Source organism: Streptomyces sp. NPDC059895 (genome assembly GCF_042731035.1).
Lineage (GTDB): Bacteria > Actinomycetota > Actinomycetes > Streptomycetales > Streptomycetaceae > Streptomyces.
Window position 1 is genome coordinate 69,564 of the sequence record NZ_JBHWKO010000018.1, and the last position, 23,021, is coordinate 92,584.

Below are 23,021 nucleotides of genomic sequence, written 5' to 3' on the forward strand. Positions count from 1 at the left end.
GTGAACCTGCTGCTCGCGGAGGTGGCCCAGGCCACCCAGCGGCTGGCCGACGCCGGCGTGCCCTCGCCGCGCAACGACGCGGAGGAGCTCGCCGCGTTCGTGCACGGCGTGAAGCGCGGCGAACTCCACTCCGTGAAGGACTCCGACTTCGACGCCCGGTACTGGGAGGTCATCGCCCGGCGCGAGCAGCGCGAGCCGCTCCAGCACATCACCGGGCGGGCCTACTTCCGCTACCTGGAGCTCCAGGTCGGGCCGGGCGTCTTCGTGCCGCGGCCGGAGACCGAGTCCGTGGTCGGCTGGGCCATAGACGCCGTCCGGGCCATGGACGTCGTCGAGCCGTGCATCGTCGACCTGTGCAGCGGCTCCGGCGCCATCGCGCTGGCCCTCGCCCAGGAGGTGCCGCGCTCGCGCGTGCACGCCGTGGAGCTGTCCGAGGACGCCCTGGTGTGGACCCGCAAGAACGTGGAGGGGTCCAGGGTCGACCTGCGCCAGGGCGACGCTCTGACGGCCTTCCCGGACCTCGACGGCCAGGTCGACCTGGTCATCTCCAACCCGCCGTACATCCCGCTCACCGAATGGGAGTACGTCGCCCCCGAGGCGCGGGACTACGACCCCGACATGGCCCTGTTCTCCGGCGAGGACGGCCTCGACCTCATCCGCGGTCTGGAACGGACCGCACACCGGCTCCTGCGCCCCGGCGGCGTCGTCGTGATCGAGCACGCCGACACCCAGGGCGGCCAGGTGCCGTGGATCTTCACCGAGGAGCGGGGCTGGGCCGACGCGGCCGACCACCCCGACCTCAACAACCGCCCGCGCTTCGCGACGGCCCGCAAGGCACTGCCGTGAGCGCCACCCCGCATTCCCACCCCCAGCAGTACGTGCACGAGGAGGCCCGCTAGACATGGCTCGGCGATACGACACCAATGACGCGACCGACCGCGTGACGGGTCTGCGCGAGGCCGCGTCCGCCGTCCGCCGCGGCGAGCTGGTGGTCCTCCCCACCGACACGGTCTACGGCATCGGCGCCGACGCGTTCTCCAAGGAGGCCGTGGGCGACCTGCTCGAGGCCAAGGGCCGGGGCCGCAACATGCCCACCCCCGTCCTGATCGGCTCCCCTAACACGCTCCACGGTCTCGTCACCGACTTCTCCGAGCTGGCCTGGGAGCTGGTCGACGCCTTCTGGCCGGGCGCGCTCACCCTCGTCGCCCGGCACCAGCCGTCCCTCCAGTGGGACCTGGGCGACACCCGGGGCACGGTGGCGGTGCGCATGCCGCTGCACCCGGTCGCCATCGAGCTGCTGACCGAGGTCGGCCCCATGGCCGTCTCCTCGGCGAACCTCACGGGCCACCCCGCGCCGGAGAACTGCGACTCCGCCCAGGGAATGCTCGGCGACTCCGTCTCCGTCTACCTCGACGGCGGTCCCACCCCCGGCAACGTCCCGTCCTCCATCGTCGACGTCAGCGGCGACGTGCCCCTGCTGCTGCGCGCGGGCGCGATCGGCGAGGACGAGCTGCGGAAGGTCGTACCCGACCTCGAGGTGGCGAATTGACAGCCCCTGACGCGGGGCGTGGCATAGGCAGCGGAGTACGCGCTGCGGAAGAGACGACGACGTTCGGGTTCCCGCGCGACACCTTCCGCATCCTCCACGTCAGCACCGGCAACGTCTGCCGCTCGCCGATCACCGAGCGGCTGACGCGGCATTTCGTGTCGCAGCGGCTCGGGATCCTGGGCGGCGGGCTGATCGTGGAGAGCGCGGGCACCTGGGGCCACGAAGGCGCGCCGATGGAGGCCAACGCGGAGACCGTGCTGGCCGACTTCGGCGCCGACGCCTCCGGCTTCACCGGCCGCGAGCTCCTCGACGACCACGTCATCCGGGCCGACCTGGTCCTGACCGCCACCCGCGACCACCGCGCCCAGGTCATCTCCATGGGGCACTCGGCGGGGCTGCGCACCTTCACCCTGAAGGAGTTCACCCGTCTGGTGGACGCGATCGACCCCGCCACGCTGCCCCCGCTGGAGGACGGCGTGGTGATGCGCGCCCGCGCCCTGGTCCGCGCGGCGGCGGCGCTGCGCGGCTGGCTGCTGGCGCCGACGGCGGAGGCGGACGAGGTGTACGACCCGTACGGGGCACCGCTGCCGTTCTTCCGGTCGATCGGGGACGAGATACACCAGGCGCTGGATCCCGTCGTCACGGCGCTCACCGGGGTGCCGGCGCGGATGTAGCACCACCCGCCCGGCACTGCCCGGCACCGGTCCCGCCCGGTACCACCCGCCCGGCCCCGGTCCCGCCCGGCACCGCCCCGCCTGGCACCGGTCCCTCCCGGCACCGCCCCGCCTGGCACCGGTCCCTCCCGGCACCGCTCCTGCACGGCGCCCGTCCTGCGTGCGCCCACCCGCGTACGGCGCCCGGTCCCTGCGGCGCCCGTCCTGCGTGCGCCCACCCGCGTACGGCGCCCGGTCCCTGCGGCGCTTGGTCTCTGCGGCGCCGCCTGGTCTCTGCGGCGCCCGGTCCCTACGGCGCCCGGCCCCTGCGGCGTCCGTCCCGCGTCCCGCCCGGCGCCCGCCCCCGGCACCGCCCCTTCCCGGCCGGCCCGTCCGCCACGACTTCGTTCCGGCCGCCGACACCGGGCGTCCCCGGTCTCCCCGGCCTACATTGGACCTACGTCACCGTCGATGCCCGGAGTCCAGCGGAGTCCACCATGCCGGTCACCCATGCCCCAGAGGCCGACGTCCTGCAACGGCAGGACCCCGAGCTCGCCGGGATCCTGCTCGGCGAGCGGGAGCGGCAGGCGTCGTCGCTGCAACTGATCGCCGCCGAGAACTTCACCTCGCCGGCCGTGCTGGCGGCACTCGGCTCCCCCCTCGCCAACAAGTACGCGGAGGGCTATCCGGGGGCCCGGCACCACGGGGGCTGCGAGATCGTCGACGTGGCCGAGCGCCTCGCCGTGGAGCGGGCCAGGGCGCTGTTCCACGCCGACCACGCCAACGTGCAGTCCCACTCCGGATCGTCGGCGGTACTGGCCGCCTACGCCGCGCTGCTGCGCCCCGGGGACACCGTCCTGGCCCTCGGGCTGCCCGACGGAGGCCACCTCACGCACGGGTCCCGCGCCAACTTCTCCGGTCGCTGGTTCGACTTCGTGCCCTACGGAGTCGACGCCGAGACCGGGCTGATCGACCACGAGCAGGTGCGGACGCTGGCCCGCAGCCACCGGCCCAAGGCGATCGTGTGCGGGTCCATCGCCTACCCCCGCCACATCGACCACGCCTTCTTCCGGGAGGTCGCCGACGAGGTCGGCGCCTATCTCATCGCCGACGCCGCCCACCCGATCGGGCTCGTCGCCGGGGGAGCGGCACCCTCTCCGGTGCCGTACGCGGACGTCGTCTGCGCCACCACGCACAAGGTGCTGCGCGGGCCGCGCGGCGGGATGATCCTGTGCGGCGCCGAACTGGCGGAGCGGGTGGACCGGGCCGTGTTCCCCTTCACCCAGGGAGGGGCGCAGATGCACACGATCGCCGCGAAGGCGGTCGCGTTCGGCGAGGCGGCAACACCGGCGTTCGCCGCGTACGCCCATCAGGTGGTCGCCAATGCGAGGGTTCTCGCGGCCGGGATGGCGGCCGAGGGGTTCGCCGTCACCACCGGGGGGACCGACACCCACCTCGTCACCGCCGACCCGGCGCACCTCGGCGTCGACGGACGCACCGCGCGGGGCCGGCTGGCGGCCGCCGGGATGGTGCTGGACTGCTGCGCCCTGCCGCACGGCGCGGCCGTCGGGGGCGCGGCCGCCGCCCGCGGTCTGCGGCTGGGCACGGCCGCGGTGACCACGCAGGGCATGGGCGAGGAGGAGATGACCCGGATCGCCAAGCTGATGGCGGGGGTGCTGCGGGACGACGTCGAGGTGAGGGCGGCGCGTGAGGAGGTGCGGGAACTGGCCCTGGCCTTCCCGCCGTATCCCGGCTGAACCGGGGTAGGCGCGCATCCGTACAGCAACCCGTGCAACCATCGTGGCTACCCGGAAGTCCCCAACCATATGCGGCCGTCGCTAGGGTGTGGGGCTGAGATGGCCAGCGAGACCTGTGGGGAAGCCCGTGCGTGAATACCTGCTGACGCTCTGCATCACGGCCGCGGTGACGTATCTGCTGACAGGGCCGGTACGGAAATTCGCGATCGTGGCCGGGGCGATGCCGGAGATCAGGGCCCGTGACGTGCACCGGGAACCCACTCCGCGGCTCGGCGGGATCGCCATGTTCTTCGGGCTGTGCGCGGGCCTGCTGGTCGCCGACCACCTCACCAACCTCAACGAGGTCTTCGAGAAGTCGAACGAGCCGCGCGCCCTGCTCTCCGGGGCGGCGCTGATCTGGCTGATCGGCGTCCTGGACGACAAGTTCGACATCGACGCCCTGATCAAGCTGGGCGCGCAGATGATCGCCGCCGGCGTCATGGTCATGCAGGGTCTGACGATCCTGTGGCTGCCGATCCCCGGCGTCGGCACGGTCGCGCTGACCCAGTGGCAGGGCACCCTGCTGACGGTGGCGCTGGTCGTCATCACCATCAACGCGGTCAACTTCGTCGACGGCCTGGACGGCCTGGCGGCCGGCATGGTGTGCATCGCCTCGGCGGCGTTCTTCATGTACGCCTACCGCATCTGGTACTCGTACGGCATCGAGGCCGCCGCCCCCGCGACCCTGTTCGCGGCGATCCTGATGGGCATGTGCCTGGGCTTCCTGCCGCACAACATGCACCCGGCGCGGATCTTCATGGGTGACTCCGGCTCGATGCTGATCGGGCTGGTCCTGGCCGCGGGCGCGATCTCCGTCACCGGGCAGGTCGACCCGGACGTGATGAACCTGTTCTCCGGTTCGGAGCGCAACACCGTGCACCAGACGGTGCCCGTCTACATCCCGCTGCTGCTGCCGCTGACCATCATCGCGATCCCCGCCGCCGACCTGATCCTGGCGATCGTGCGCCGTACCTGGCGCGGCCAGTCGCCGTTCGCGGCGGACCGCGGGCACCTGCACCACCGGCTGCTGGAGATCGGCCACTCGCACAGCCGCTCGGTGCTGATCATGTACTTCTGGTCGGCGCTGATCGCGTTCGGCGCCCTTACCTACTCGGTGAACTCGGCGTCCATGTGGATCGTCCTGGGCGTCGTGATCCTCAGCGCGATCGGGCTGGTGCTGCTCCTGCTGCCGCGCTTCACCCCGCGCGCCCCGCGCTGGGCCGAGGCCTTCGTGCCACCGCGTTACCGGCGCCGCAAGGTCCTGCCCGAGGCGGCGGCCGTCGCGGCCGCGGAGGACGGCCCGGCGCAGGAGCGCCCGGCGGAGGACGAACGGGCGGCGGAAGAGCGAGCGGAGGACCCCGCGGAGGGCCCGGCCGAGGACCCCGCGGAGCCGCGTACGCCGGTCGTCGTCGGCGTCTCCGGAGTCAATGGGGCGACCGCCGTGGGCCCTCGTTCGCGCACCGCCTCACGCACCGCAAGGTAAGAATCTGACGAGAGCATTGCCAAGTCGTGGGGAAGCCGCGAGGCGGCAAAGCGCCCTAATACCAGACAAGTGGGCGCTGTATCTGCACAGACGCGCACTGTCACTCTCATGTGTGACAGCAAGCACACCATCCAGGTAAAGACCTCATCAAATAGTTTGTGATACGGTTCACGAGAACCCCGGATGGAGCCGAAGGACCGTAGTGCGACGGTCCATAGGTGTGAGGTCTTCACCCCCTCGGACCGGGACTACGCTCGTCCATGACGACACCCCTGCCCCCTTTGAAAGCGGAGTTGCCGCCATGCCGTCCAACGACGTCCGGATCCTGGCCCAGGCCGCCGTGCCCACGGCTGCCGTCGGCGCGATTGCCGCCGTCGTCAGCGGTGTGGTCGCGGGCGGCAAGGGAGCCGTGGGCGCCGTCGTCGCGACGGTGGTGGTCATCCTGTTCATGGGGCTCGGTCTCTACGTCCTGCAGCGCACTGCCAAATCGCTTCCGCACCTCTTCCAGGCCATGGGGCTGATGCTGTACGCGGCGCAGATCCTGCTGCTCTTCATCTTCCTGGCCGCGTTCAAGAACACGACGCTGTTCCACCCCCGGGCCTTCGCTATCTCGCTCGTCGCCGGCACCCTCGTGTGGATCGCCGCGCAGACGCGGGCCCACATGAAGGCCAAGATCCTCTACGTCGAGCCCGACTCGACCGCCTCCACGAAGGGCGACCGGCCCGAGAAGTCGGGGCGCTCGTCGTGAGGGGTAGGGCCGGGATAAAGACGTCTGAGAGATCCTGCTATCGTCCGGTGCCAACTGCGGCATCGCGGGCGCGGGCATCCGAGCTGACGCCTGCTCATACGCGAGGCGAGATGCCCCCACGCCGCCCCCACATCCGTAACACCAGTCCCGTGCCGAATCGCGGCCGTACGCCGCGCCGACACAACGAGGTTGCCGTACCTATGCGCCACGATGAAGGAGCCCGCGGTGAGTGCTGACCCGACGCAGGTGCTCGCCTTCGAGACCGACTGCCACCTGTTCGACGGTTGTGGCTTCCCGGCTCCGGGCCTGCACTCGTTCCTGTTCGAGCCGCTCTGGGGCGACGCGGACGGCAACGGCCTGTACTTCAACAAGCCGATGCTGCTGGCGCTGCTCGGCTCCATCATCGTCGTGGGCTTCTTCTGGGCTGCGTTCGCCAAGCCCAAGGTCGTGCCGGGCAAGCTCCAGATGATCGCCGAGACGGGCTACGACTTCGTCCGCCGCGGCATCGTCTACGAGACGATCGGCAAGAAGGAGGGCGAGAAGTACGTTCCGCTCGCCGTCTCCCTGTTCTTCTTCATCTGGATGATGAACCTCTGGTCGATCATCCCCGTCGCCGCCTTCCCGGTGACGTCGATCATCGCCTACCCGGCGATCCTGGCCCTGATCGTCTACGTCACCTGGGTCTCCCTGACGTTCAAGCGGCACGGCTTCGTCGGCGCCTTCAAGAACTTCACCGGCTACGACAAGTCGCTGGGCCCGGTGCTCCCGCTGGCCATGACCATCGAGTTCTTCTCGAACCTGCTGGTCCGCCCGTTCACGCACGCGGTGCGACTCTTCGCGAACATGTTCGCCGGCCACACGCTGCTGCTGCTGTTCACGATCGCCAGCTGGTACATGCTGAACGGCATCGGCATCGCCTACTCCGCCGTCTCGTTCGTGATGGTCATCGTGATGACGGCCTTCGAGCTCTTCATCCAGGCTGTTCAGGCGTACGTCTTCGTCCTCCTGACCTGCACCTTCATTCAGGGCGCGCTCGCCGAGCACCACTGAGCACCCCTGCTTCGAACCCCCTAGTCGTCCGGTGGCCAACCCCCACCGGTCCGTAAAGAGAAGGAAGAATCGGCATGTCCAACCTTGCTGCTGTCACCGGTGACCTCGGTTCCGTCGGTTACGGTCTTGCGGCCATCGGCCCCGGCGTCGGCGTTGGCATCATCTTCGGCAACGGCACCCAGGCCCTCGCCCGCCAGCCCGAGGCGGCCGGTCTGATCCGCGCCAACCAGATCCTCGGCTTCGCCTTCTGTGAGGCGCTGGCCCTCATCGGTCTCGTCATGCCGTTCGTCTACTAAGACGAGCCCTGACGACCGACCCTTTCGACGAAAGGCACTGATGTGACATCCGCCCTGGTTTTCCTGGCGGCTGAGGGTGAGAAGGAGAACCCCCTCATCCCGCCGTGGCCGGAAGTTGTCATCGGCCTCATCGCTTTCGTCATCGTCTTCGGCTTCCTCGCCAAGAAGCTCCTTCCGACCATCAACAAGGTCCTGGAAGAGCGTCGCGAGGCCATCGAGGGCGGTATCGAGAAGGCCGAGGCCGCGCAGACCGAGGCCCAGAGCGTCCTTGAGCAGTACAAGGCCCAGCTCGCCGAGGCCCGCCACGAGGCCGCGCGTCTGCGCCAGGAGGCGCAGGAGCAGGGCGCCACGCTCATCGCCGAGATGCGCGCGGAAGGCCAGCGGCAGCGCGAGGACATCGTCGCCGCCGGCCACGCCCAGATCGAAGCCGACCGCAAGGCCGCCGCGTCCGCGCTGCGCCAGGACGTCGGCAAGCTGGCCACCGAGCTGGCCGGCAAGCTGGTCGGCGAGTCCCTCGAGGACCACGCCCGCCAGAGCCGCGTCATCGACCGCTTCCTCGACGAGCTCGAGGAGAAGGCCGAGGCGTCGCGATGAACGGAGCGAGCCGCGAGGCCCTGGCAGCCGCACGCGAGCGTCTCGACGCGCTGACGGACTCCACGTCCGTGGACGCGGCGCAGCTCGCCGCCGAGCTGGCGGCCGTCACCGCGCTGCTCGACCGCGAGGTGTCGCTGCGTCGGGTCCTGACCGACCCGGCGCAGGACGGCGAGGCGAAGGCCGGGCTGGCCCAGCGCCTGCTCGGCAGCCAGGTCAGCGGGACCACCGCCGACCTGGTGGCCGGCCTGGTGCGCTCCCGCTGGTCGCAGTCGCGCGACCTGGTGGACGCGCTGGAGCAGCTGGCGGACACCGCCGACCTCACCGCCGCGCAGAAGGCCGGCACGCTCGACGACGTCGAGGACGAGCTGTTCCGCTTCGGGCGGATCGTCTCCTCGAACACCGAGCTGCGTGCCGCGCTGACGAACCGGAAGGCCACCGCCTCGGCCAAGGGCGAGCTGCTGCGCAGCCTGCTCGGCGGCCGGGCCGACGCGGCCACCGAGCGTCTGGTGACGCGCCTCGTCACCGCGCCGCGAGGCCGTAGCCTGGAGGCGGGACTCGAGTCCCTGTCCAAGCTCGCCGCCGAGCGCCGGGACCGTGTCGTGGCCGTCGTCACCTCCGCGGTGCCGCTGAGCGACGGGCAGAAGCAGCGCCTCGGCGCCGCCCTGGCCAAGCTCTACGGCCGTCAGATGCACCTCAACCTCGACGTGGACCCCGAGGTCCTCGGCGGGATCCGGGTGCAGGTCGGCGACGAGGTGATCAACGGTTCCCTCGCGGACCGCATCGAGGACGCCGCCCGCCGCATGGCGAGCTAGCAGCAACTCAACACGCAGTAGTGCTTACGGCCCTGGTTGGGCCGTGCAGAGGATGCAAAGTTTCTGGGGGGAGCCCCCAGATCCCCCAAAGAAACTTCGGGCCCAACAAGGAGAGCAGGGAACCCAGATGGCGGAGCTCACGATCCGGCCGGAGGAGATCCGGGACGCACTGGAGAACTTCGTCCAGTCGTACAAGCCGGACGCGGCCTCGCGCGAGGAGGTCGGTACGGTCACCCTTGCCGGCGACGGCATCGCGAAGGTCGAGGGTCTTCCCTCGGCCATGGCCAACGAACTGCTGAAGTTCGAGGACGGCACCCTCGGCCTCGCCCTCAACCTCGAGGAGCGCGAGATCGGTGCCATCGTCCTCGGTGAGTTCAGCGGCATCGAGGAGGGGCAGCCGGTCACCCGCACCGGCGAGGTGCTCTCCGTGGCCGTCGGCGAGGGCTACCTCGGCCGCGTCGTCGACCCGCTCGGCAACCCGATCGACGGCCTCGGCGAGATCGAGACGTCCGGCCGCCGCGCCCTCGAGCTGCAGGCCCCCACGGTCATGCAGCGCAAGTCGGTGCACGAGCCGATGGAGACCGGCTACAAGGCCGTCGACGCGATGACCCCGATCGGCCGTGGTCAGCGTCAGCTGATCATCGGTGACCGCCAGACCGGCAAGACCGCCCTGGCCGTCGACACGATCATCAACCAGCGCGACAACTGGCGCTCGGGCGACGTGAACAAGCAGGTCCGCTGCATCTACGTCGCCATCGGCCAGAAGGGCTCGACCATCGCGTCGGTCCGTCGCGCGCTGGAGGAGAACGGCGCGCTGGAGTACACGACCATCGTCGCCGCCCCGGCCTCCGACCCGGCCGGCTTCAAGTACCTCGCCCCGTACACCGGCTCGGCCATCGGCCAGCAGTGGATGTACGAGGGCAAGCACGTCCTGATCATCTTCGACGACCTGTCGAAGCAGGCCGACGCCTACCGCGCCGTGTCGCTGCTGCTGCGCCGCCCGCCGGGCCGCGAGGCCTACCCGGGTGACGTCTTCTACCTGCACTCCCGTCTGCTGGAGCGCTGCGCCAAGCTCTCCGACGACATGGGTGCCGGCTCGATGACCGGTCTGCCGATCGTCGAGACCAAGGCCAACGACGTCTCGGCGTTCATCCCGACCAACGTCATCTCCATCACCGACGGCCAGTGCTTCCTGGAGTCGGACCTGTTCAACGCCGGTCAGCGCCCCGCGCTGAACGTGGGTATCTCCGTCTCCCGAGTCGGTGGTTCCGCGCAGCACAAGGCGATGAAGCAGGTCTCCGGCCGTCTGCGCGTCGACCTCGCCCAGTTCCGTGAGCTGGAGGCGTTCGCCGCCTTCGGTTCCGACCTGGACGCCGCGTCGAAGGCGCAGCTGGAGCGCGGTCAGCGCATGGTCGAGCTGCTGAAGCAGGCCCAGTACCAGCCGATGTCGACCGAGAACCAGGTCGTCTCCGTGTGGGCCGGCACCACCGGCAAGATGGACGACGTCCCGGTCGTGGACATCCGCCGCTTCGAGAAGGAGCTGCTGGAGTACCTGCACCGCAGTGAGCAGGGCCTCATGACCTCCATCCGTGAGGGCGGCAAGCTGTCCGACGACACGCTGACGGCCGTGGCCGACGCGATCACGGACTTCAAGAAGCAGTTCGAGACCTCGGACGGCAAGCTGCTCGGCGAGGACGCCGCGTCCGCCGCCAAGTGACGTAAGGAAGGGACCTGACTCATGGGAGCCCAGCTCCGGGTCTACAAGCGTCGCATCCGATCCGTCACCGCGACCAAGAAGATCACGAAGGCGATGGAGATGATCGCCGCCTCGCGCGTCGTCAAGGCGCAGCGCAAGGTGGCGGCCTCCACGCCCTACGCGACCGAGCTCACCCGCGCGGTCACGGCGGTCGGAACCGGCTCGAACACGAAGCACCCGCTGACCACGCAGGCCGAGCAGGTCACGCGGTCCGCGGTGCTGCTCCTGACGAGCGACCGTGGTCTCGCCGGCGCCTTCAACTCCAACGCCATCAAGGCCGCGGAGCAGCTGACGGCACGCCTTGAGGCCGAGGGCAAGCAGGTCGACACCTACATCGTCGGCCGACGCGGTCTCGCCCACTACAACTTCCGTGAGCGCAAGGTCGCGGAGTCGTGGACGGGCTTCACCGACGAGCCGACCTACGCGGACGCCAAGAAGGTCGCGGCCCCCCTGATCGAGGCCATCGAGAAGGACACGGCCGAGGGCGGCGTGGACGAGATCCACATCGTCTTCACCGAGTTCGTCTCGATGATGACGCAGACGGCGCTCGGCGACCGTCTGCTGCCGCTCAGCCTCGAAGAGGTGGCCCAGGAGTCGACGGCGAAGGACGAGATCCTTCCGCTGTACGACTTCGAGCCCTCGGCGGAGGACGTCCTCGACGCCCTGCTGCCGCGCTACGTGGAGAGCCGCGTCTACAACGCGCTGCTCCAGTCGGCAGCCTCCAAGCACGCCGCCACGCGGCGCGCGATGAAGTCGGCCACCGACAACGCCGGAGAGCTCATCGAGACGCTGTCCCGGCTTGCCAACGCGGCCCGCCAGGCCGAAATCACCCAGGAAATCAGCGAGATCGTCGGTGGCGCGAGCGCCCTGGCCGACGCGACCGCGGGGAGTGACCGCTAATGACCACCACTGTTGAGACCGCGACGGCCACGGGCCGCGTCGCCCGGGTCATCGGCCCGGTCGTCGACGTGGAGTTCCCCGTCGACGCGATGCCGGAGATCTACAACGCCCTCCACGTCGAGGTCGCCGACCCGGCGAACGCGGGCGAGAGGAAGATCCTGACCCTGGAGGTCGCCCAGCACCTGGGTGACGGCCTGGTCCGCACCATCTCCATGCAGCCCACCGACGGTCTGGTCCGCCAGGCCGCCGTCACCGACACCGGCACGGGCATCACCGTCCCGGTCGGCGACTTCACCAAGGGCAAGGTGTTCAACACCCTCGGCGAGGTGCTGAACGTCGACGAGTCCTACGACGGCGAGCGCTGGTCCATCCACCGCAAGGCCCCGAACTTCGACGAGCTCGAGTCGAAGACCGAGATGTTCGAGACCGGCGTCAAGGTCATCGACCTTCTCACCCCGTACGTCAAGGGTGGAAAGATCGGTCTGTTCGGTGGTGCCGGCGTCGGCAAGACGGTGCTCATCCAGGAGATGATCTACCGCGTCGCCAACAACCACGACGGTGTCTCCGTGTTCGCCGGTGTCGGTGAGCGCACCCGTGAGGGCAACGACCTCATCGAGGAGATGTCGGACTCGGGCGTCATCGACAAGACCGCGCTGGTCTTCGGTCAGATGGACGAGCCCCCGGGCACCCGTCTGCGCGTCGCGCTGGCCGGCCTGACCATGGCCGAGTACTTCCGTGACGTCCAGAAGCAGGACGTGCTGTTCTTCATCGACAACATCTTCCGCTTCACGCAGGCCGGTTCCGAGGTGTCGACCCTGCTCGGCCGTATGCCCTCCGCGGTGGGCTACCAGCCGAACCTGGCCGACGAGATGGGTCTCCTCCAGGAGCGCATCACCTCGACCCGTGGTCACTCGATCACCTCGATGCAGGCGATCTACGTCCCCGCGGACGACCTGACCGACCCGGCCCCGGCCACCACCTTCGCCCACCTCGACGCGACGACGGTGCTCTCCCGTCCGATCTCCGAGAAGGGCATCTACCCGGCCGTGGACCCGCTGGACTCCACGTCCCGCATCCTGGACCCGCGCTACATCGCGCAGGAGCACTACGACGCCGCCATGCGCGTCAAGACGATCCTGCAGAAGTACAAGGACCTCCAGGACATCATCGCGATCCTCGGTATCGACGAGCTCGGCGAGGAGGACAAGCTCGTCGTCCACCGTGCCCGTCGCGTGGAGCGCTTCCTGTCCCAGAACACCCACGTCGCCAAGCAGTTCACCGGCGTGGACGGTTCGGACGTGCCGCTGGACGAGTCGATCGCCGCGTTCAACGCGATCTGCGACGGCGAGTACGACCACTTCCCGGAGCAGGCGTTCTTCATGTGCGGTGGTCTTGAGGACCTCAAGAACAACGCCAAGGAGCTGGGCGTCTCCTGAGCCCCGTGCTCGGTAGAGGGGGCGGGCGCGTCCCGCCCCCTCATCCACGCCCACTAGACTTGTAACCAACACCCGGCAGACCCGCCGGGTGGTGACCCGAGGAGCCACCTTGGCTGCTGAGCTGCACGTCGCGCTGGTCGCGGCCGACCGAGAGGTCTGGTCCGGCGAGGCCACCCTGGTCGTCGCGCGCACCACGTCCGGCGACATCGGCGTCATGCCCGGTCACCAGCCGCTGCTCGGTGTGCTGGAGTCGGGCCCGGTGACCATCCGTACGAGTGACGGTGGAACGGTCGTCGCCGCGGTGCACGGCGGTTTCATCTCGTTCGCGGACAACAAGCTGTCGCTGCTGGCCGAGATCGCCGAGCTGTCGGACGAGATCGACGTCCAGCGCGCGGAGCGGGAGCTCGAGCGTGCGAAGGCGGAGGGCGATGCCACCGCCGAGCGTCGCGCGGACGTACGACTGCGTGCGGCGGCGGCGAGCTGACCCAGCCCGCCGTGTGATGACGTCACTCAGCCGCGGCCGGCACCGGAGCGATCCGGAGCCGGCCGCGGCTGAGGCAGATCTGGATGTTTTTTCCGTTCCGTTACCTATTTCGGTACCTAGGAGACGAGGAGGTCGGTGTCGATGGTCCTCGCTCTGACTGTGTGCGGAATCGTCGTGGCCCTGGTGGTGCTGGGGCTGTTCGTCTTCGGTCTGCGGCGCAGACTCATCCAGCGGTCCGGCGGCACCTTCGACTGCTCCCTGCGCTGGGACGTCCCCGAGAAACCGGACACCAGCGGCAAGGGCTGGAGCTACGGCGTCGCCCGCTACAACGGCGACCGCATCGAGTGGTACCGGGTCTTCTCCTACGCCTACCGCCCTCGCCGCACCCTGGAGCGTGCCTCCATCGAGGTGGCCGGCCGGCGTCTCCCGGAGGGCGAGGAGGAGCTGGCGCTGCTGTCCGACGCGGTGGTCCTGGCCTGTACGCACCAGGGGACGCGTCTCGAACTGGCGATGAGCGAAGACGCGCTGACCGGTTTCCTCGCGTGGCTGGAGGCAGCCCCGCCCGGACAGCGGGTGAATGTGGCGTAGCCCCCTTTGCCCTCCCCCCGACGAAGTCGGGGGGAGGGCAAAGGGGGCCCAGGTCGCCGGGTCCGTCTACGACAGACCGCTGTTGATGGCGCTCACCAGCTCGCCGTTGCTGGTGTCACCGCTGAACTCCCAGAAGAACGCGCCGCCCAGGCCCTGGTTCTCGGCCCAGGTCATCTTGCCGGCGATCGTCGCCGGGGTGTCGTAGGACCACCACTGGGTGCCGCAGTAGGCGTACGCCGTGCCCGCGACGGTGCCGGTGGCCGGGCAGGAGTTCTTCAGGACCTTGTAGTCCTCGATGCCCGCCTCGTAGGTGCCGGGTGCCGCGCCGGTCGCCGTGCCGCCGGGGGCGGACTGGGTGACGCCGGTCCAGCCGCGGCCGTAGAAGCCGATGCCGAGCAGCAGTTTGGCGGAGGGGACGCCCTTCGCCTTCAGCTTGGCGATCGCGTCGGCGGAGTTGAAGCCGGCGGTCGGGATGCCGGAGTACGACGTCAGCGGGGAGTGCGGGGCGGTCGGGCCGGTGGCCGCCCAGGCGCCGAAGTAGTCGTACGTCATCACGTTGTACCAGTCGAGGTACTGGGCGGCGCCGCCGTAGTCGGCCGCGTCGATCTTGCCCCCGGACGAGCCGTCGGCCGTGATGGCGGCGGTGATCAGGTAGTTCGAGCCGAACTCGGTGCGCAGGGCGGACACCAGGTTCTTGAAGGCGGCCGGCCCGCTGGTGTCGCAGGTGAGGCCGCAGGCGTTCGGGTACTCCCAGTCGATGTCGATGCCGTCGAAGACGTCGGCCCAGCGCGGGTCCTCCACGACGGCCTTGCAGGAGGCGGCGAAGGCGGCCGGGTTGGCCGCGGCCTGCCCGAAGCCGCCCGAGTAGGTCCAGCCGCCGAACGAGTACAGCACCTTGATGTTCGGGTACTTGGCCTTCAGCTGGCGCAGCTGGTTGAAGTTGCCGCGCAGCGCCTGGTCCCAGGTGTCGGCGGTGCCGCTGACGGACTGGTCGGCGGTGTAGGCCTTGCCGTAGGCGGCGTAGGTGTCGTCGACGGTGCACTGGCCGTTCTTGACGTTGCCGAACGCGTAGTTGATGTGGGTGATCTTCGACGCGGAGCCGGAGGTCACCAGGTTCTTGACGTGGTAGTTGCGGCCGTAGACGCCCCACTCGGTGAAGTAGCCGAGCTTGACCTTGTCACCGGTGGCCGGGGGCTGCGTGGTGCCGCCGGTGGTGCGCACGGCGACCGCGCCGCTGGCCGGGCCGGTCTGGTCGGCGGTGTCCCGGGCCTGGACGGTGTAGGAGTAGTCGGTCCCGGCGGTCAGAGCGCTGTCCGTGTACGAGGTGGTGGTCACCGTGGCGACCTTGGCGCCGTCGCGCAGGACGTCGTAGTTCTTGACGCCGTTGTCGTCGGTGGCGGCGGTCCACGCCAGCTTCACCGAGGTGTCGGTGACGGCGGAGGCGGTGGGGGTGCCCGGCGCGGAGGGGGCCGCGTCGCCCGGGACGGAGGTGCCGTCGCAGCCGCCGCCGTTGAGCTTGCAGTTGGCGGGCGAGCCGGAGCCGGTGCCGTTGAAGCCGAAGGAGACGGACGCGCCGGGGGCGAGGGTGCCGTTCCAGGTCTTGTTCTTGGCGGTCCAGTGGGTGCCGGAGGAGGTGACGTCGGCGTCCCAGGCGGAGCTGACGGAGGTGCCGGAGGGGAAGTCCCACTCCACGGTCCAGGAGGTGAGGGCGGTGGTGCCGGTGTTCTTCACCGTCCACTTGCCCTCGAAGCCGGTGCCCCAGTCCTGGGGCTTGGAGTAGGTGGCGGTGGCGGATGCCGCGGCCTCGGCGGGGCTCGCGAGGCCGACCAGGCCGGCGAAGGGGAGCAACAGCGTCGCGAGTCCTGCCGCGGCTCTGTGTCTGAAGCGCATGGTGCGCCTCCTCGGGGGGAGTCGGGGGGCATGACTGAGCCTTCACACCCACGGTGCCGCGAGAATAGAAAGGTCTGGACCACGGGTCAATAGGTCTGGACCACCATGCGGCGTACCGCTCTAGATCCCCAACTCCTGTGCCAGGACGGCCGCTTGCACCCGGCTGCGCAGCTCCAGCTTCGCCAGCAGCCGGCTGACGTGCGTCTTCACCGTCGCCTCGGCCATGTCCAGGCGCTCGGCGATCCCCGCGTTGGACAGTCCCTCGCCGAGACACGCCAGCACCTCGCGCTCGCGCCGGGTCAGCGACTCCACGACCGCCGGGTCCGCCCTCGGCTCCCGGGCCGGCCGGGCCGCGAACTCGGCGATGAGACGCCGGGTGACGGCCGGCGCGACGACGCCCTCGCCCCGCGCGACGGTCCGCACCGCCTCGATGAGGTCCCGGGCCTCGGTGTTCTTCAGCAGGAACCCGGCGGCCCCGGCGCGCAGCGCCCCGAACACATAGGCGTCGAGGTCGAAGGTGGTCAGCACGAGCACGTCCGCGAGCCCCTCCCCGACCACCGCCCGGGTCGCCGCCACCCCGTCCAGGCGCGGCATCTGCACGTCCATCAGCACCACGTCCGGCCGCAGCTCCCGGGCCAGCGCCACCGCCCGCTCCCCGTCCGCCGCCTCACCGACCACCTCGATGTCCGGCGCGCTGCGCAGGATGAGGACCAGCCCGGCCCGGACGGCGGACTGGTCCTCGGCGACCAGGACGCGGATCATGCGAGGTCTCCTTCGGTGAGGGGGAACACGGCGCGCACCGTCCACCGGGCGCCGTCGGGCCCGGCCGTGAAGCTGCCGCCGAGCAGCCCCGCCCGCTCCCGCATGCCGACCAGCCCGGCGCCGGAACCGGGCGCGCGCGGGTCGTCCCGGCGGCCGTAGGGGCTGGTCACCCGCACGTCGAGCACCCCGTCGCGCTGTGCGAGCGCGACGGTGACCGGGCCGGGTGCGGCGTGCTTGAGCGCGTTGGTCAGCGACTCCTGGACGATGCGGTAGGCGGCGAGGCCGACGGGGGCGGGGACGCGGACGGCGGGGGCGTCGAGGGTGACGTCGAGGCCGTTGGCCCGGGCGCCCGCCACGAGCGCGCCGAGACCGTCCAGGGTGGGAGCGGGCGCCGGCTCCGGGTCGCCTCCGGTGTTGCGCAGGATGCCGATCAGCCGCCGCATCTCCGCCAGCCCGTCCACGCTGTTCTCCCGGATGACGCCGAGGGCCTGCCGGGAGGTCTCCGGGTCGTCGAGGGAGAGCGCCGCCGTCGAGTGGATCGCGATCGCCGACAGGTGGTTGGCGACCATGTCGTGCAACTCCCGTGCCATCCGCGCCCGTTCGGCCACCACCGCCTGGGTGCGGTCCATCTCGGCGAGCAGCGCGGTCTGTTCGGCGCGCAGCCGGGCGGCCTCGGCCGTCTCCCGGTGGTTGCGGACGATCCAGCCGGTGGCGGCCGGCATCAGCGCCACCAGGCCGGTGACCACCCCGGCCAGCAGGGCCTCCGGCACCCGCCAGACCGCGACGGGCACCACGGTGGCGGCCACCGTGAGCAGCCCGGTGATCCACGGGACGCGGCGGGCGGTGGCGGGCGGGCCGTACACCACGGCCGCGTACACCAGGTCGGTGAACATCACGACCGTGACCAGGTTGCCCCGGGTGAGGGTGTCCACGGCCAGCGCGCCCACGCCCACCAGCAGCGCCGTACGCGGCCGGACGCGGCGCAGCGCCTCGCAGCCGGCCGTCACCGCGAGCGGCACCAGGACCGGCCAGCGCCCGTCGAGGAGCACGAGCGGATCGTCCGCCGGGCGGGTGCCCAGGCCGACGCCCCACAGCAGCAGTCCGCCGAGCAGTCCGGCCAGCGCCACGCCCACGTCGAAGCGGTGCGGTCGGGGCAGTCGTACGGCCATGTCCCCATCCAACACGGCGACCGCGTCCCCCGCCTGATGCCCGGGGACGGTTCCGCACTGCATCCTTCGATGTACCGCGCTTTCGTCACCGCCGACGACGATCGCGGACGTTTCGCCCGGGAGCCTGAAAGGGTGACCGAGAGGAGCGAACCGTGATCGTCGCCCTGATCGCCGTGTGCGAGATCGGATTCTGGGTGCTGCTGGCCGCCGGCCTGGCCGCCCGCTACCTGCTGAGGATGGACCGCACGGGCATCGCGCTGCTGCTGTGCGAGCCGCTCCTGGAAGTGGTCCTGCTGGTCGTCACCGCGCTGGACCTGAAGAGCGGCGCCGAGCCGAACTGGACGCACGGCCTGGCCGCGCTCTACATCGGCTACACGGTCGGCCACGGCCACCGCACCGTGAAGTGGCTCGACGGCCACGCCGCCCACCGGCTGGCCGGCGCGCCCAGGCCCGCCGGACCCCCGCGGTACGGCATGGCCCGGGCCCGCCACGAGGCCGGGGTCTGGCTGGGCACGCTGACCGCCGCCGCGGTCGCGACCGTGCTGCTCCAGATCGCCGTCTGGTACGTGGGCGACCCCGGCCGCACCGGGCCCCTGGAGAGCTGGCGCTGGGTGGCCTGGCGGGCGGCCGGCATCCACGGCCTGATCGCGCTGACGTACGTGATCTGGCCGAAGAGGGCGCCGGAGGACGCGCCGTCGGAGCAGCTGCCCGGCGGCAGGGAGAAGGAGGAAGCCCGGCGCTGAGGCGCCCGCCCCGGGGCCCGCTCCGGAACCCGCCCAGGGGTCCGGAGCGGGCGTCCGCCTAGGCGCGTTCCCCGCCGGGCACCCACAGGACGTCGCCCACGGCCCGGTTGGCCGTCCGGGCGAGGATGAACAGCAGGTCCGACAGCCGGTTGAGATAGGTCGCCGTCAGCGGGTTCATCACCTCGCCGTGCACCTCCAGCGCCGCCCACGTCGAGCGCTCGGCCCGCCGGACCACTGTGCACGCCTGGTGCAGCAGCGCCGCGCCGGGCGTACCGCCCGGGAGGATGAAGGACCGCAGCTTCTCCAGCTCGGCGTTGAAGCGGTCGCAGTCGGCCTCCAGCCGGTCGACGTAGGACTGCTCGACCCGCAGCGGCGGGAACCGCGGGTTCTCCACCACCGGGGTCGACAGGTCCGCGCCCACGTCGAACAGGTCGTTCTGGACGCGGGTGAGGACCGTGACGACCGGCTCGTCCAGACCGCCCAGCGCGAGCGCCGTACCGATCACCGCGTTCGCCTCGTTCGCGTCCGCGTACGCGGCGATCCGCAGGTCGGTCTTCGCGACCCGGCTCATGTCGCCGAGGGCGGTGGTGCCCTGGTCGCCGGTCCTGGTGTAGATGCGCGTCAGATTGACCATGCGGCCAATCTAGACGGTCCCCGGGGATCCGTTCCGTTCCCTTCGTCACCGCCGCTCCCTACGGGGTCAATCGGTGCGAATCAGACAGGAATTGACGACGTGACCGGCGTCTCACGGCCTGAGACGTGAAACGCGTTACTAACCGGTCACACAGCCCCTCACGCCCGCTAGTGTCCGGCCGAGAGCCATGGGGAGGGCGACCGGTACGCCGGATGGCTGATGCCGGTGAGATCGGCCGCACGAGTGGGCAGGGCTTCTCCAGGCACTGCTTCCGCACCGGCCCCAGAGGCCTCACCCTCGCGGGTGAATTCGGTATCGGTTCGCTCACAGACGGCAACCTCCGACCGCTTCGCGCAGTCAGAGGAGGCAACACCGGACACCACACCGCGGAGCACGAGACGCACGCTTAGGGGAGTGCTATGTACATCAGGGGCGACCACACCGAGCTGGTCGTCGGGGGCCGCCTCGACGTCCGCAGCGCGGCGGACGCCCGTACGGTCCTGCACACGGCGGTGGACGACGGCGCCGGCGACCTGGTGCTCGACCTGTCCGAGCTGGACTCCTGGGACGCCACCGGACTCGGCGTCATCATGGGCGTCCACCGCCGGGCCGGCCGCTGCGGCCGCCGTCTGGTCCTGCGCGACGTACCGCCCCAGATGCAGCGCCTGCTGGTGGCCACCCGCCTGCACCGCATCCTCGCCATCGAGGGCGGCATCGGGGTGGAGTCGCTCCCGCAGGTGTAGGACCCGGCAGCGGGGCACCCGGCACACCACGGCACCCGCGGGCGGCACCACGCGACACCCACGGGCCGGCCCGTGGCGAACCGTGCGACGCGCGCAATCCTCACGAGACCGTGACGTCTCGGACGGGGCGGCACCCCGGGCTGTCGTGGATACTGTGCGAAGGTTTACGGTTCGTCTGCCCGCCGCCCGCAGCCCTCGAGCGGGCACCGGACCGCAAGCGACAGCGCAGTGTGCAGCAAGGCCGGGAGGGGCTACCGCCACACGACGCTTTTGGGGGGCTTGGACCTATGGACCCGACGCACCGGGGAGCCGACGAGTACGGCCACGACGGGGGCACCTCCCCGTCGAACGCATTCGACACCGGGGGAGGCCTCACGTCGCGCCCGCGGCCCGCCAGGGACCCGCTGACGTCCGACCTCGGCCAGCACGCCCCGGGCCTCGCCCGCACCGCACGCCTCGTCTCGGGGGACCACCTCCTCACAGTCAACCCCGTCGACGGCAGCGAGATCGAGTCGTGCCCGCCCACCGAGCGGCCCCGGCGGCCCGCCCGGCGCACCCCCGAGGCGCGCGCCGAGGCCGACCGCGCGGCCAGGCCGCCCGCGCCGGCCGGGCCCGCCCAGCCCCCGCAGCCGCTCCTGGGCCGCCAGGACGAGCGCGAGGAACTGGTCCGGCTGCTCGCCCGCGGCCGCTCCGTCCGCCTCACCGGCCCCGCCGGCTCCGGCCGCACCAGCCTGCTCGACCTCGTCGCCGAGGACTGCGCCGGCCTCGCCCCCGACGGCGTCGTCCGCCTCACCGGCCACCGCCGCACCGCCCACGACCTGCTGCACGACCTCTTCCACGGCGTGTACGACGCCCCCCGGTACCGCCCCGAGGACGACGAACTGCGCGCCCTCGTCGGCGAGATCGGCGCCGTCGTCGTGATCGACGACCTGGAGTTCGGCGGCGCCGCCCTCGACGAACTGCTGGACGCCACCCCCGAGTGCGCCTTCCTGCTCGCCACGACCCCCGACACCCCCGCACCCACCGCCGACTCCGCCGTCGAGGAGGTCGCCCTCAGCGGCCTGGGCCGCGCGGGCGGCGTCGAGGTGATCGAGCGCGCCGTCGGCCGCGTCCTCACCGAGGAGGAGGCCAACTGGGCCGGCGACCTCTGGTTCGAGTCCGAGGGCCTGCCGCTGAGATTCGTCCAGGCCGGGGCCCTGCTGCTCCAGCGGGACACGCTGCGCGCCACCGTCGGCGCCGTCGACGAGTTCGGCGTCTTCGAGGACGCCCGCCCGCTCGCCGAGCCCGTGGACACCGACGCCGCCCGGGCCGAGGAGATACCGCTGCCCTCGCTGGGCGAGGCCGCCGCGCCCGCCCCGCTGCTCGCCGCGCGCCTGAGCGCCTCCGCCCGCGCCACCCTGCGCTTCGCCGTCGCCCTCGGCGGCGAGGTGCCGCACCAGGCCCATCTGCCGGCACTGGTCGGCGACACCCACGCCGACGCGGCCCTCGGCGAACTCGTCGCCTGCGGCCTCGTCACCCCGGTCGGCACCCGCTACCGGCTCGCCACCGGTGTCCAGGCCCAGTTGGAGGCCGCCGGGTACGCCGACGACGTCGCCGACCGCGCCCACACCGCCGCCCGGCACTACGCCTGGTGGGCCGGGCACCCCTCGGTCACGCCCGAGCGGGTCTGCGCCGAGGCCGACGCGATCCTGGCCGCCCTCCTCGTCACCGTCCCCGCCACCGAGCCGCCCACCGAGGACGAGGAGGCCACCGCCGTCCAGCTGGCCCGCGCCGCGGCACCCGCGTTCGCCGCCGGACTGCACTGGGGCGCCTGGGAACAGGCCCTGCACGAGGGCGCCGAGGCCGCGCGCCTGGCCGGGCAGCCCGCCGACCGCGCCTACTTCCACCACGAACTGGGCGTCCTCGCGCTCTGCGCCGGACAGCTCGACCGGGCCCGCTCCGAGCTGGAGGCATCCCTCGGCCTGCGCGGCGCCCTCACCGACAAGCGGGGCACCGTCGCCGGCCGCCGCGCCCTCGCCCTGGTCTCCGACCGCTCCGGCGACATCCCCGGCCTGATGGCGCCGGCGGCCGCCGAGGAGGACTCCGGCGCCCGCCGCGAGGAGCCGGTGTCGCCGCCCCGCGGCATCCCCGCCGCGCTCCCGTCGGCCCCGCCCACCGGTCCCACCCTGGTCTCCGCCCAGCCGTCCGCCCAGCCGCAGGCCCCCGCCCACCGCGCCCGGGGCGGCCTGCGCGGCCTGGCCCGGCGCAACCTGGTGGCGGCCGGGGCGGGCGCCCTGCTCGTGGCGGTGCTCGGCACGGTCGTCACGCTCGGCGCGACCTCCAGCAACGACGCCACCGACCCCTCCGACAGCGTCGGCGTCAACCCCTCCGCCGGCACCGGCACGGGCGACGGCGGCCTCGGTGAGGACGCCCCGGGCGAGGACACCGGCTCCGGTTCCGGGGACACCGGGGAGGCGGCCGACGGGCCCGTGGACCCGGGGCCGGACGGGACGCCGGGAACCACGGACGACCCGACGCCGACGGGATCGGCGGAGCCGGCGCCGGGGGCGAGCGGCTCGCAGGACGAGCAGGACCCGGACGACGGATCGTCGCCCTCGCCGAGCAGGTCCACGTCGTCGAGTCCGGAGTCCACGCCGTCGTCGTCCGCGTCGTCGTCGACAGGGCCCTCCGCATCGCCGAGCACGCCGACGGAGCCCGATCCGGAGGAGTCGCCGTCGGAGCCGTCCGACACGCCGAGCTCCCCGGCCACGGAGAGCAACACGGTCTCCTCCGCTCCCGTGAGCCCGTCCGGCGTGCTCCAGAGCAGCGCCGGGGACACCCCGCCCGCCAACTCCTCGGCGTCGGTCATCTGACCCCGGCGCACGCACCGAGGGCCGGGTCCGTCATCTGACCCCGGCCCTCGTCGTCGTACGGCCGTACCGGCGCATGCCGTCGT

At 71.5% G+C, this 23,021-nt stretch carries 22 protein-coding genes; 18 read left to right on the forward strand and 4 right to left on the reverse strand.

The window, feature by feature from the left end:
* The 15 genes from prmC (at position 1) to ACFV9M_RS21755 (ending at position 14,145) form a co-directional block, all read left to right on the forward strand.
* On the forward strand, positions 1-846 hold the full coding sequence (gene prmC, locus ACFV9M_RS21685) for a peptide chain release factor N(5)-glutamine methyltransferase (RefSeq protein WP_385061671.1): 846 nt from the start codon (positions 1-3) through the stop codon (positions 844-846).
* 55 nt (positions 847-901) lie between these two features.
* Positions 902-1,549 (forward strand): L-threonylcarbamoyladenylate synthase, encoded by a 648-nt coding sequence (locus ACFV9M_RS21690; RefSeq protein ID WP_385061669.1) that lies wholly within the window; start codon positions 902-904, stop codon positions 1,547-1,549.
* Positions 1,546-2,223, forward strand: coding sequence for a protein-tyrosine-phosphatase (locus ACFV9M_RS21695; protein ID WP_385061667.1), 678 nt, complete (start codon positions 1,546-1,548; stop codon positions 2,221-2,223). The genes ACFV9M_RS21690 and ACFV9M_RS21695 overlap by 4 nt, the downstream gene beginning before the upstream one ends.
* A gap of 476 nt (positions 2,224-2,699) precedes the next feature.
* Complete coding sequence (gene glyA / locus ACFV9M_RS21700) at positions 2,700-3,959, forward strand: serine hydroxymethyltransferase (protein ID WP_385061665.1); 1,260 nt, start codon at positions 2,700-2,702, stop codon at positions 3,957-3,959.
* Positions 3,960-4,086: 127 nt separating this feature from the next.
* Positions 4,087-5,481: an MraY family glycosyltransferase gene (locus tag ACFV9M_RS21705; protein ID WP_385061663.1), complete on the forward strand. Its 1,395-nt coding sequence runs from the start codon at positions 4,087-4,089 to the stop codon at positions 5,479-5,481.
* Between the two features lie 301 nt (positions 5,482-5,782).
* Positions 5,783-6,229 carry a hypothetical protein gene (locus ACFV9M_RS21710; RefSeq protein ID WP_385061661.1) on the forward strand — a complete coding sequence of 149 codons (447 nt, stop codon included), beginning with the start codon at positions 5,783-5,785 and terminating at the stop codon, positions 6,227-6,229.
* A 210-nt stretch (positions 6,230-6,439) separates the two neighbouring features.
* On the forward strand, positions 6,440-7,279 hold the full coding sequence (gene atpB, locus ACFV9M_RS21715; protein WP_385061931.1) for a F0F1 ATP synthase subunit A: 840 nt from the start codon (positions 6,440-6,442) through the stop codon (positions 7,277-7,279).
* Positions 7,280-7,353: 74 nt separating this feature from the next.
* Positions 7,354-7,575, forward strand: coding sequence for an ATP synthase F0 subunit C (gene atpE / locus ACFV9M_RS21720; RefSeq protein ID WP_004925497.1), 222 nt, complete (start codon positions 7,354-7,356; stop codon positions 7,573-7,575).
* A 42-nt stretch (positions 7,576-7,617) separates the two neighbouring features.
* Complete coding sequence (locus ACFV9M_RS21725; RefSeq protein ID WP_385061659.1) at positions 7,618-8,169, forward strand: F0F1 ATP synthase subunit B; 552 nt, start codon at positions 7,618-7,620, stop codon at positions 8,167-8,169.
* Positions 8,166-8,981, forward strand: a complete 816-nt coding sequence (locus tag ACFV9M_RS21730; protein WP_385061657.1) for a F0F1 ATP synthase subunit delta — start codon at positions 8,166-8,168, stop codon at positions 8,979-8,981. The genes ACFV9M_RS21725 and ACFV9M_RS21730 overlap by 4 nt, the downstream gene beginning before the upstream one ends.
* A 127-nt stretch (positions 8,982-9,108) precedes the next feature.
* Positions 9,109-10,698, forward strand: a complete 1,590-nt coding sequence (gene atpA, locus ACFV9M_RS21735) for a F0F1 ATP synthase subunit alpha (RefSeq protein ID WP_385061655.1) — start codon at positions 9,109-9,111, stop codon at positions 10,696-10,698.
* Between the two features lie 21 nt (positions 10,699-10,719).
* Complete coding sequence (locus ACFV9M_RS21740) at positions 10,720-11,637, forward strand: F0F1 ATP synthase subunit gamma (RefSeq protein ID WP_385061653.1); 918 nt, start codon at positions 10,720-10,722, stop codon at positions 11,635-11,637.
* On the forward strand, positions 11,637-13,073 hold the full coding sequence (atpD, locus tag ACFV9M_RS21745) for a F0F1 ATP synthase subunit beta (protein ID WP_385061651.1): 1,437 nt from the start codon (positions 11,637-11,639) through the stop codon (positions 13,071-13,073). Before ACFV9M_RS21740 ends, atpD begins: the two co-directional genes overlap by 1 nt.
* Positions 13,074-13,182: 109 nt before the next feature.
* Positions 13,183-13,557, forward strand: coding sequence for a F0F1 ATP synthase subunit epsilon (locus tag ACFV9M_RS21750; protein ID WP_189942660.1), 375 nt, complete (start codon positions 13,183-13,185; stop codon positions 13,555-13,557).
* Positions 13,558-13,698: 141 nt separating this feature from the next.
* Entirely contained in the window at positions 13,699-14,145 is a 447-nt protein-coding gene (locus ACFV9M_RS21755; protein WP_385061649.1) for a DUF2550 domain-containing protein, read from the forward strand.
* 66 nt (positions 14,146-14,211) lie between these two features.
* Here the strand turns inward: ACFV9M_RS21755 and ACFV9M_RS21760 are convergent, their stop codons facing one another.
* The 3 genes from ACFV9M_RS21760 to ACFV9M_RS21770 form a co-directional block, all read right to left on the reverse strand.
* Positions 14,212-16,035 carry a glycosyl hydrolase family 18 protein gene (locus ACFV9M_RS21760; protein WP_385061647.1) on the reverse strand — a complete coding sequence of 608 codons (1,824 nt, stop codon included), beginning with the start codon at positions 16,033-16,035 and terminating at the stop codon, positions 14,212-14,214.
* Positions 16,036-16,155: 120 nt separating this feature from the next.
* Positions 16,156-16,797: a response regulator gene (locus tag ACFV9M_RS21765; protein WP_385061646.1), complete on the reverse strand. Its 642-nt coding sequence runs from the start codon at positions 16,795-16,797 to the stop codon at positions 16,156-16,158.
* Positions 16,794-17,966 (reverse strand): sensor histidine kinase, encoded by a 1,173-nt coding sequence (locus tag ACFV9M_RS21770; protein ID WP_385061644.1) that lies wholly within the window; start codon positions 17,964-17,966, stop codon positions 16,794-16,796. The genes ACFV9M_RS21765 and ACFV9M_RS21770 overlap by 4 nt, the downstream gene beginning before the upstream one ends.
* Before the next feature lie 152 nt (positions 17,967-18,118).
* Here ACFV9M_RS21770 and ACFV9M_RS21775 point away from each other — a divergent pair, with 152 nt between their 5' ends.
* Positions 18,119-18,709: a hypothetical protein gene (locus tag ACFV9M_RS21775; RefSeq protein ID WP_385061642.1), complete on the forward strand. Its 591-nt coding sequence runs from the start codon at positions 18,119-18,121 to the stop codon at positions 18,707-18,709.
* A gap of 58 nt (positions 18,710-18,767) precedes the next feature.
* On the opposite strand, the gene ACFV9M_RS21780 is transcribed toward ACFV9M_RS21775, so the two are convergent.
* Positions 18,768-19,343 (reverse strand): cob(I)yrinic acid a,c-diamide adenosyltransferase, encoded by a 576-nt coding sequence (locus ACFV9M_RS21780; protein ID WP_385061640.1) that lies wholly within the window; start codon positions 19,341-19,343, stop codon positions 18,768-18,770.
* 419 nt (positions 19,344-19,762) lie between these two features.
* Between ACFV9M_RS21780 and ACFV9M_RS21785 the strand changes: the two genes are divergently transcribed.
* A complete protein-coding gene (locus ACFV9M_RS21785; RefSeq protein ID WP_385061639.1) occupies positions 19,763-20,086 on the forward strand; it encodes an STAS domain-containing protein in 324 nt (107 codons plus the stop codon).
* Positions 20,087-20,373: 287 nt separating this feature from the next.
* A complete protein-coding gene (locus ACFV9M_RS21790; RefSeq protein ID WP_385061637.1) occupies positions 20,374-22,938 on the forward strand; it encodes an ATP-binding protein in 2,565 nt (854 codons plus the stop codon).
* Positions 22,939-23,021: the final 83 nt, after the last annotated feature.

Bases quoted from the DNA above. Each gene is read 5' to 3' on its own strand.
- ACFV9M_RS21690 (WP_385061669.1), top strand. From the start codon at position 902: ATGGCTCGGCGATACGACACCAATGACGCGACCGACCGCGTGACGGGT.
- glyA (WP_385061665.1), top strand. From the start codon at position 2,700: ATGCCGGTCACCCATGCCCCAGAGGCCGACGTCCTGCAACGGCAGGAC.
- ACFV9M_RS21710 (WP_385061661.1), top strand. From the start codon at position 5,783: ATGCCGTCCAACGACGTCCGGATCCTGGCCCAGGCCGCCGTGCCCACG.
- atpB (WP_385061931.1), top strand. From the start codon at position 6,440: ATGAAGGAGCCCGCGGTGAGTGCTGACCCGACGCAGGTGCTCGCCTTC.
- atpE (WP_004925497.1), top strand. From the start codon at position 7,354: ATGTCCAACCTTGCTGCTGTCACCGGTGACCTCGGTTCCGTCGGTTAC.
- ACFV9M_RS21730 (WP_385061657.1), top strand. From the start codon at position 8,166: ATGAACGGAGCGAGCCGCGAGGCCCTGGCAGCCGCACGCGAGCGTCTC.
- atpA (WP_385061655.1), top strand. From the start codon at position 9,109: ATGGCGGAGCTCACGATCCGGCCGGAGGAGATCCGGGACGCACTGGAG.
- ACFV9M_RS21740 (WP_385061653.1), top strand. From the start codon at position 10,720: ATGGGAGCCCAGCTCCGGGTCTACAAGCGTCGCATCCGATCCGTCACC.
- atpD (WP_385061651.1), top strand. From the start codon at position 11,637: ATGACCACCACTGTTGAGACCGCGACGGCCACGGGCCGCGTCGCCCGG.
- ACFV9M_RS21755 (WP_385061649.1), top strand. From the start codon at position 13,699: ATGGTCCTCGCTCTGACTGTGTGCGGAATCGTCGTGGCCCTGGTGGTG.
- ACFV9M_RS21760 (WP_385061647.1), bottom strand. From the start codon at position 16,035: ATGCGCTTCAGACACAGAGCCGCGGCAGGACTCGCGACGCTGTTGCTC.
- ACFV9M_RS21765 (WP_385061646.1), bottom strand. From the start codon at position 16,797: ATGATCCGCGTCCTGGTCGCCGAGGACCAGTCCGCCGTCCGGGCCGGG.
- ACFV9M_RS21770 (WP_385061644.1), bottom strand. From the start codon at position 17,966: ATGGCCGTACGACTGCCCCGACCGCACCGCTTCGACGTGGGCGTGGCG.
- ACFV9M_RS21780 (WP_385061640.1), bottom strand. From the start codon at position 19,343: ATGGTCAATCTGACGCGCATCTACACCAGGACCGGCGACCAGGGCACC.
- ACFV9M_RS21785 (WP_385061639.1), top strand. From the start codon at position 19,763: ATGTACATCAGGGGCGACCACACCGAGCTGGTCGTCGGGGGCCGCCTC.
- ACFV9M_RS21790 (WP_385061637.1), top strand. From the start codon at position 20,374: ATGGACCCGACGCACCGGGGAGCCGACGAGTACGGCCACGACGGGGGC.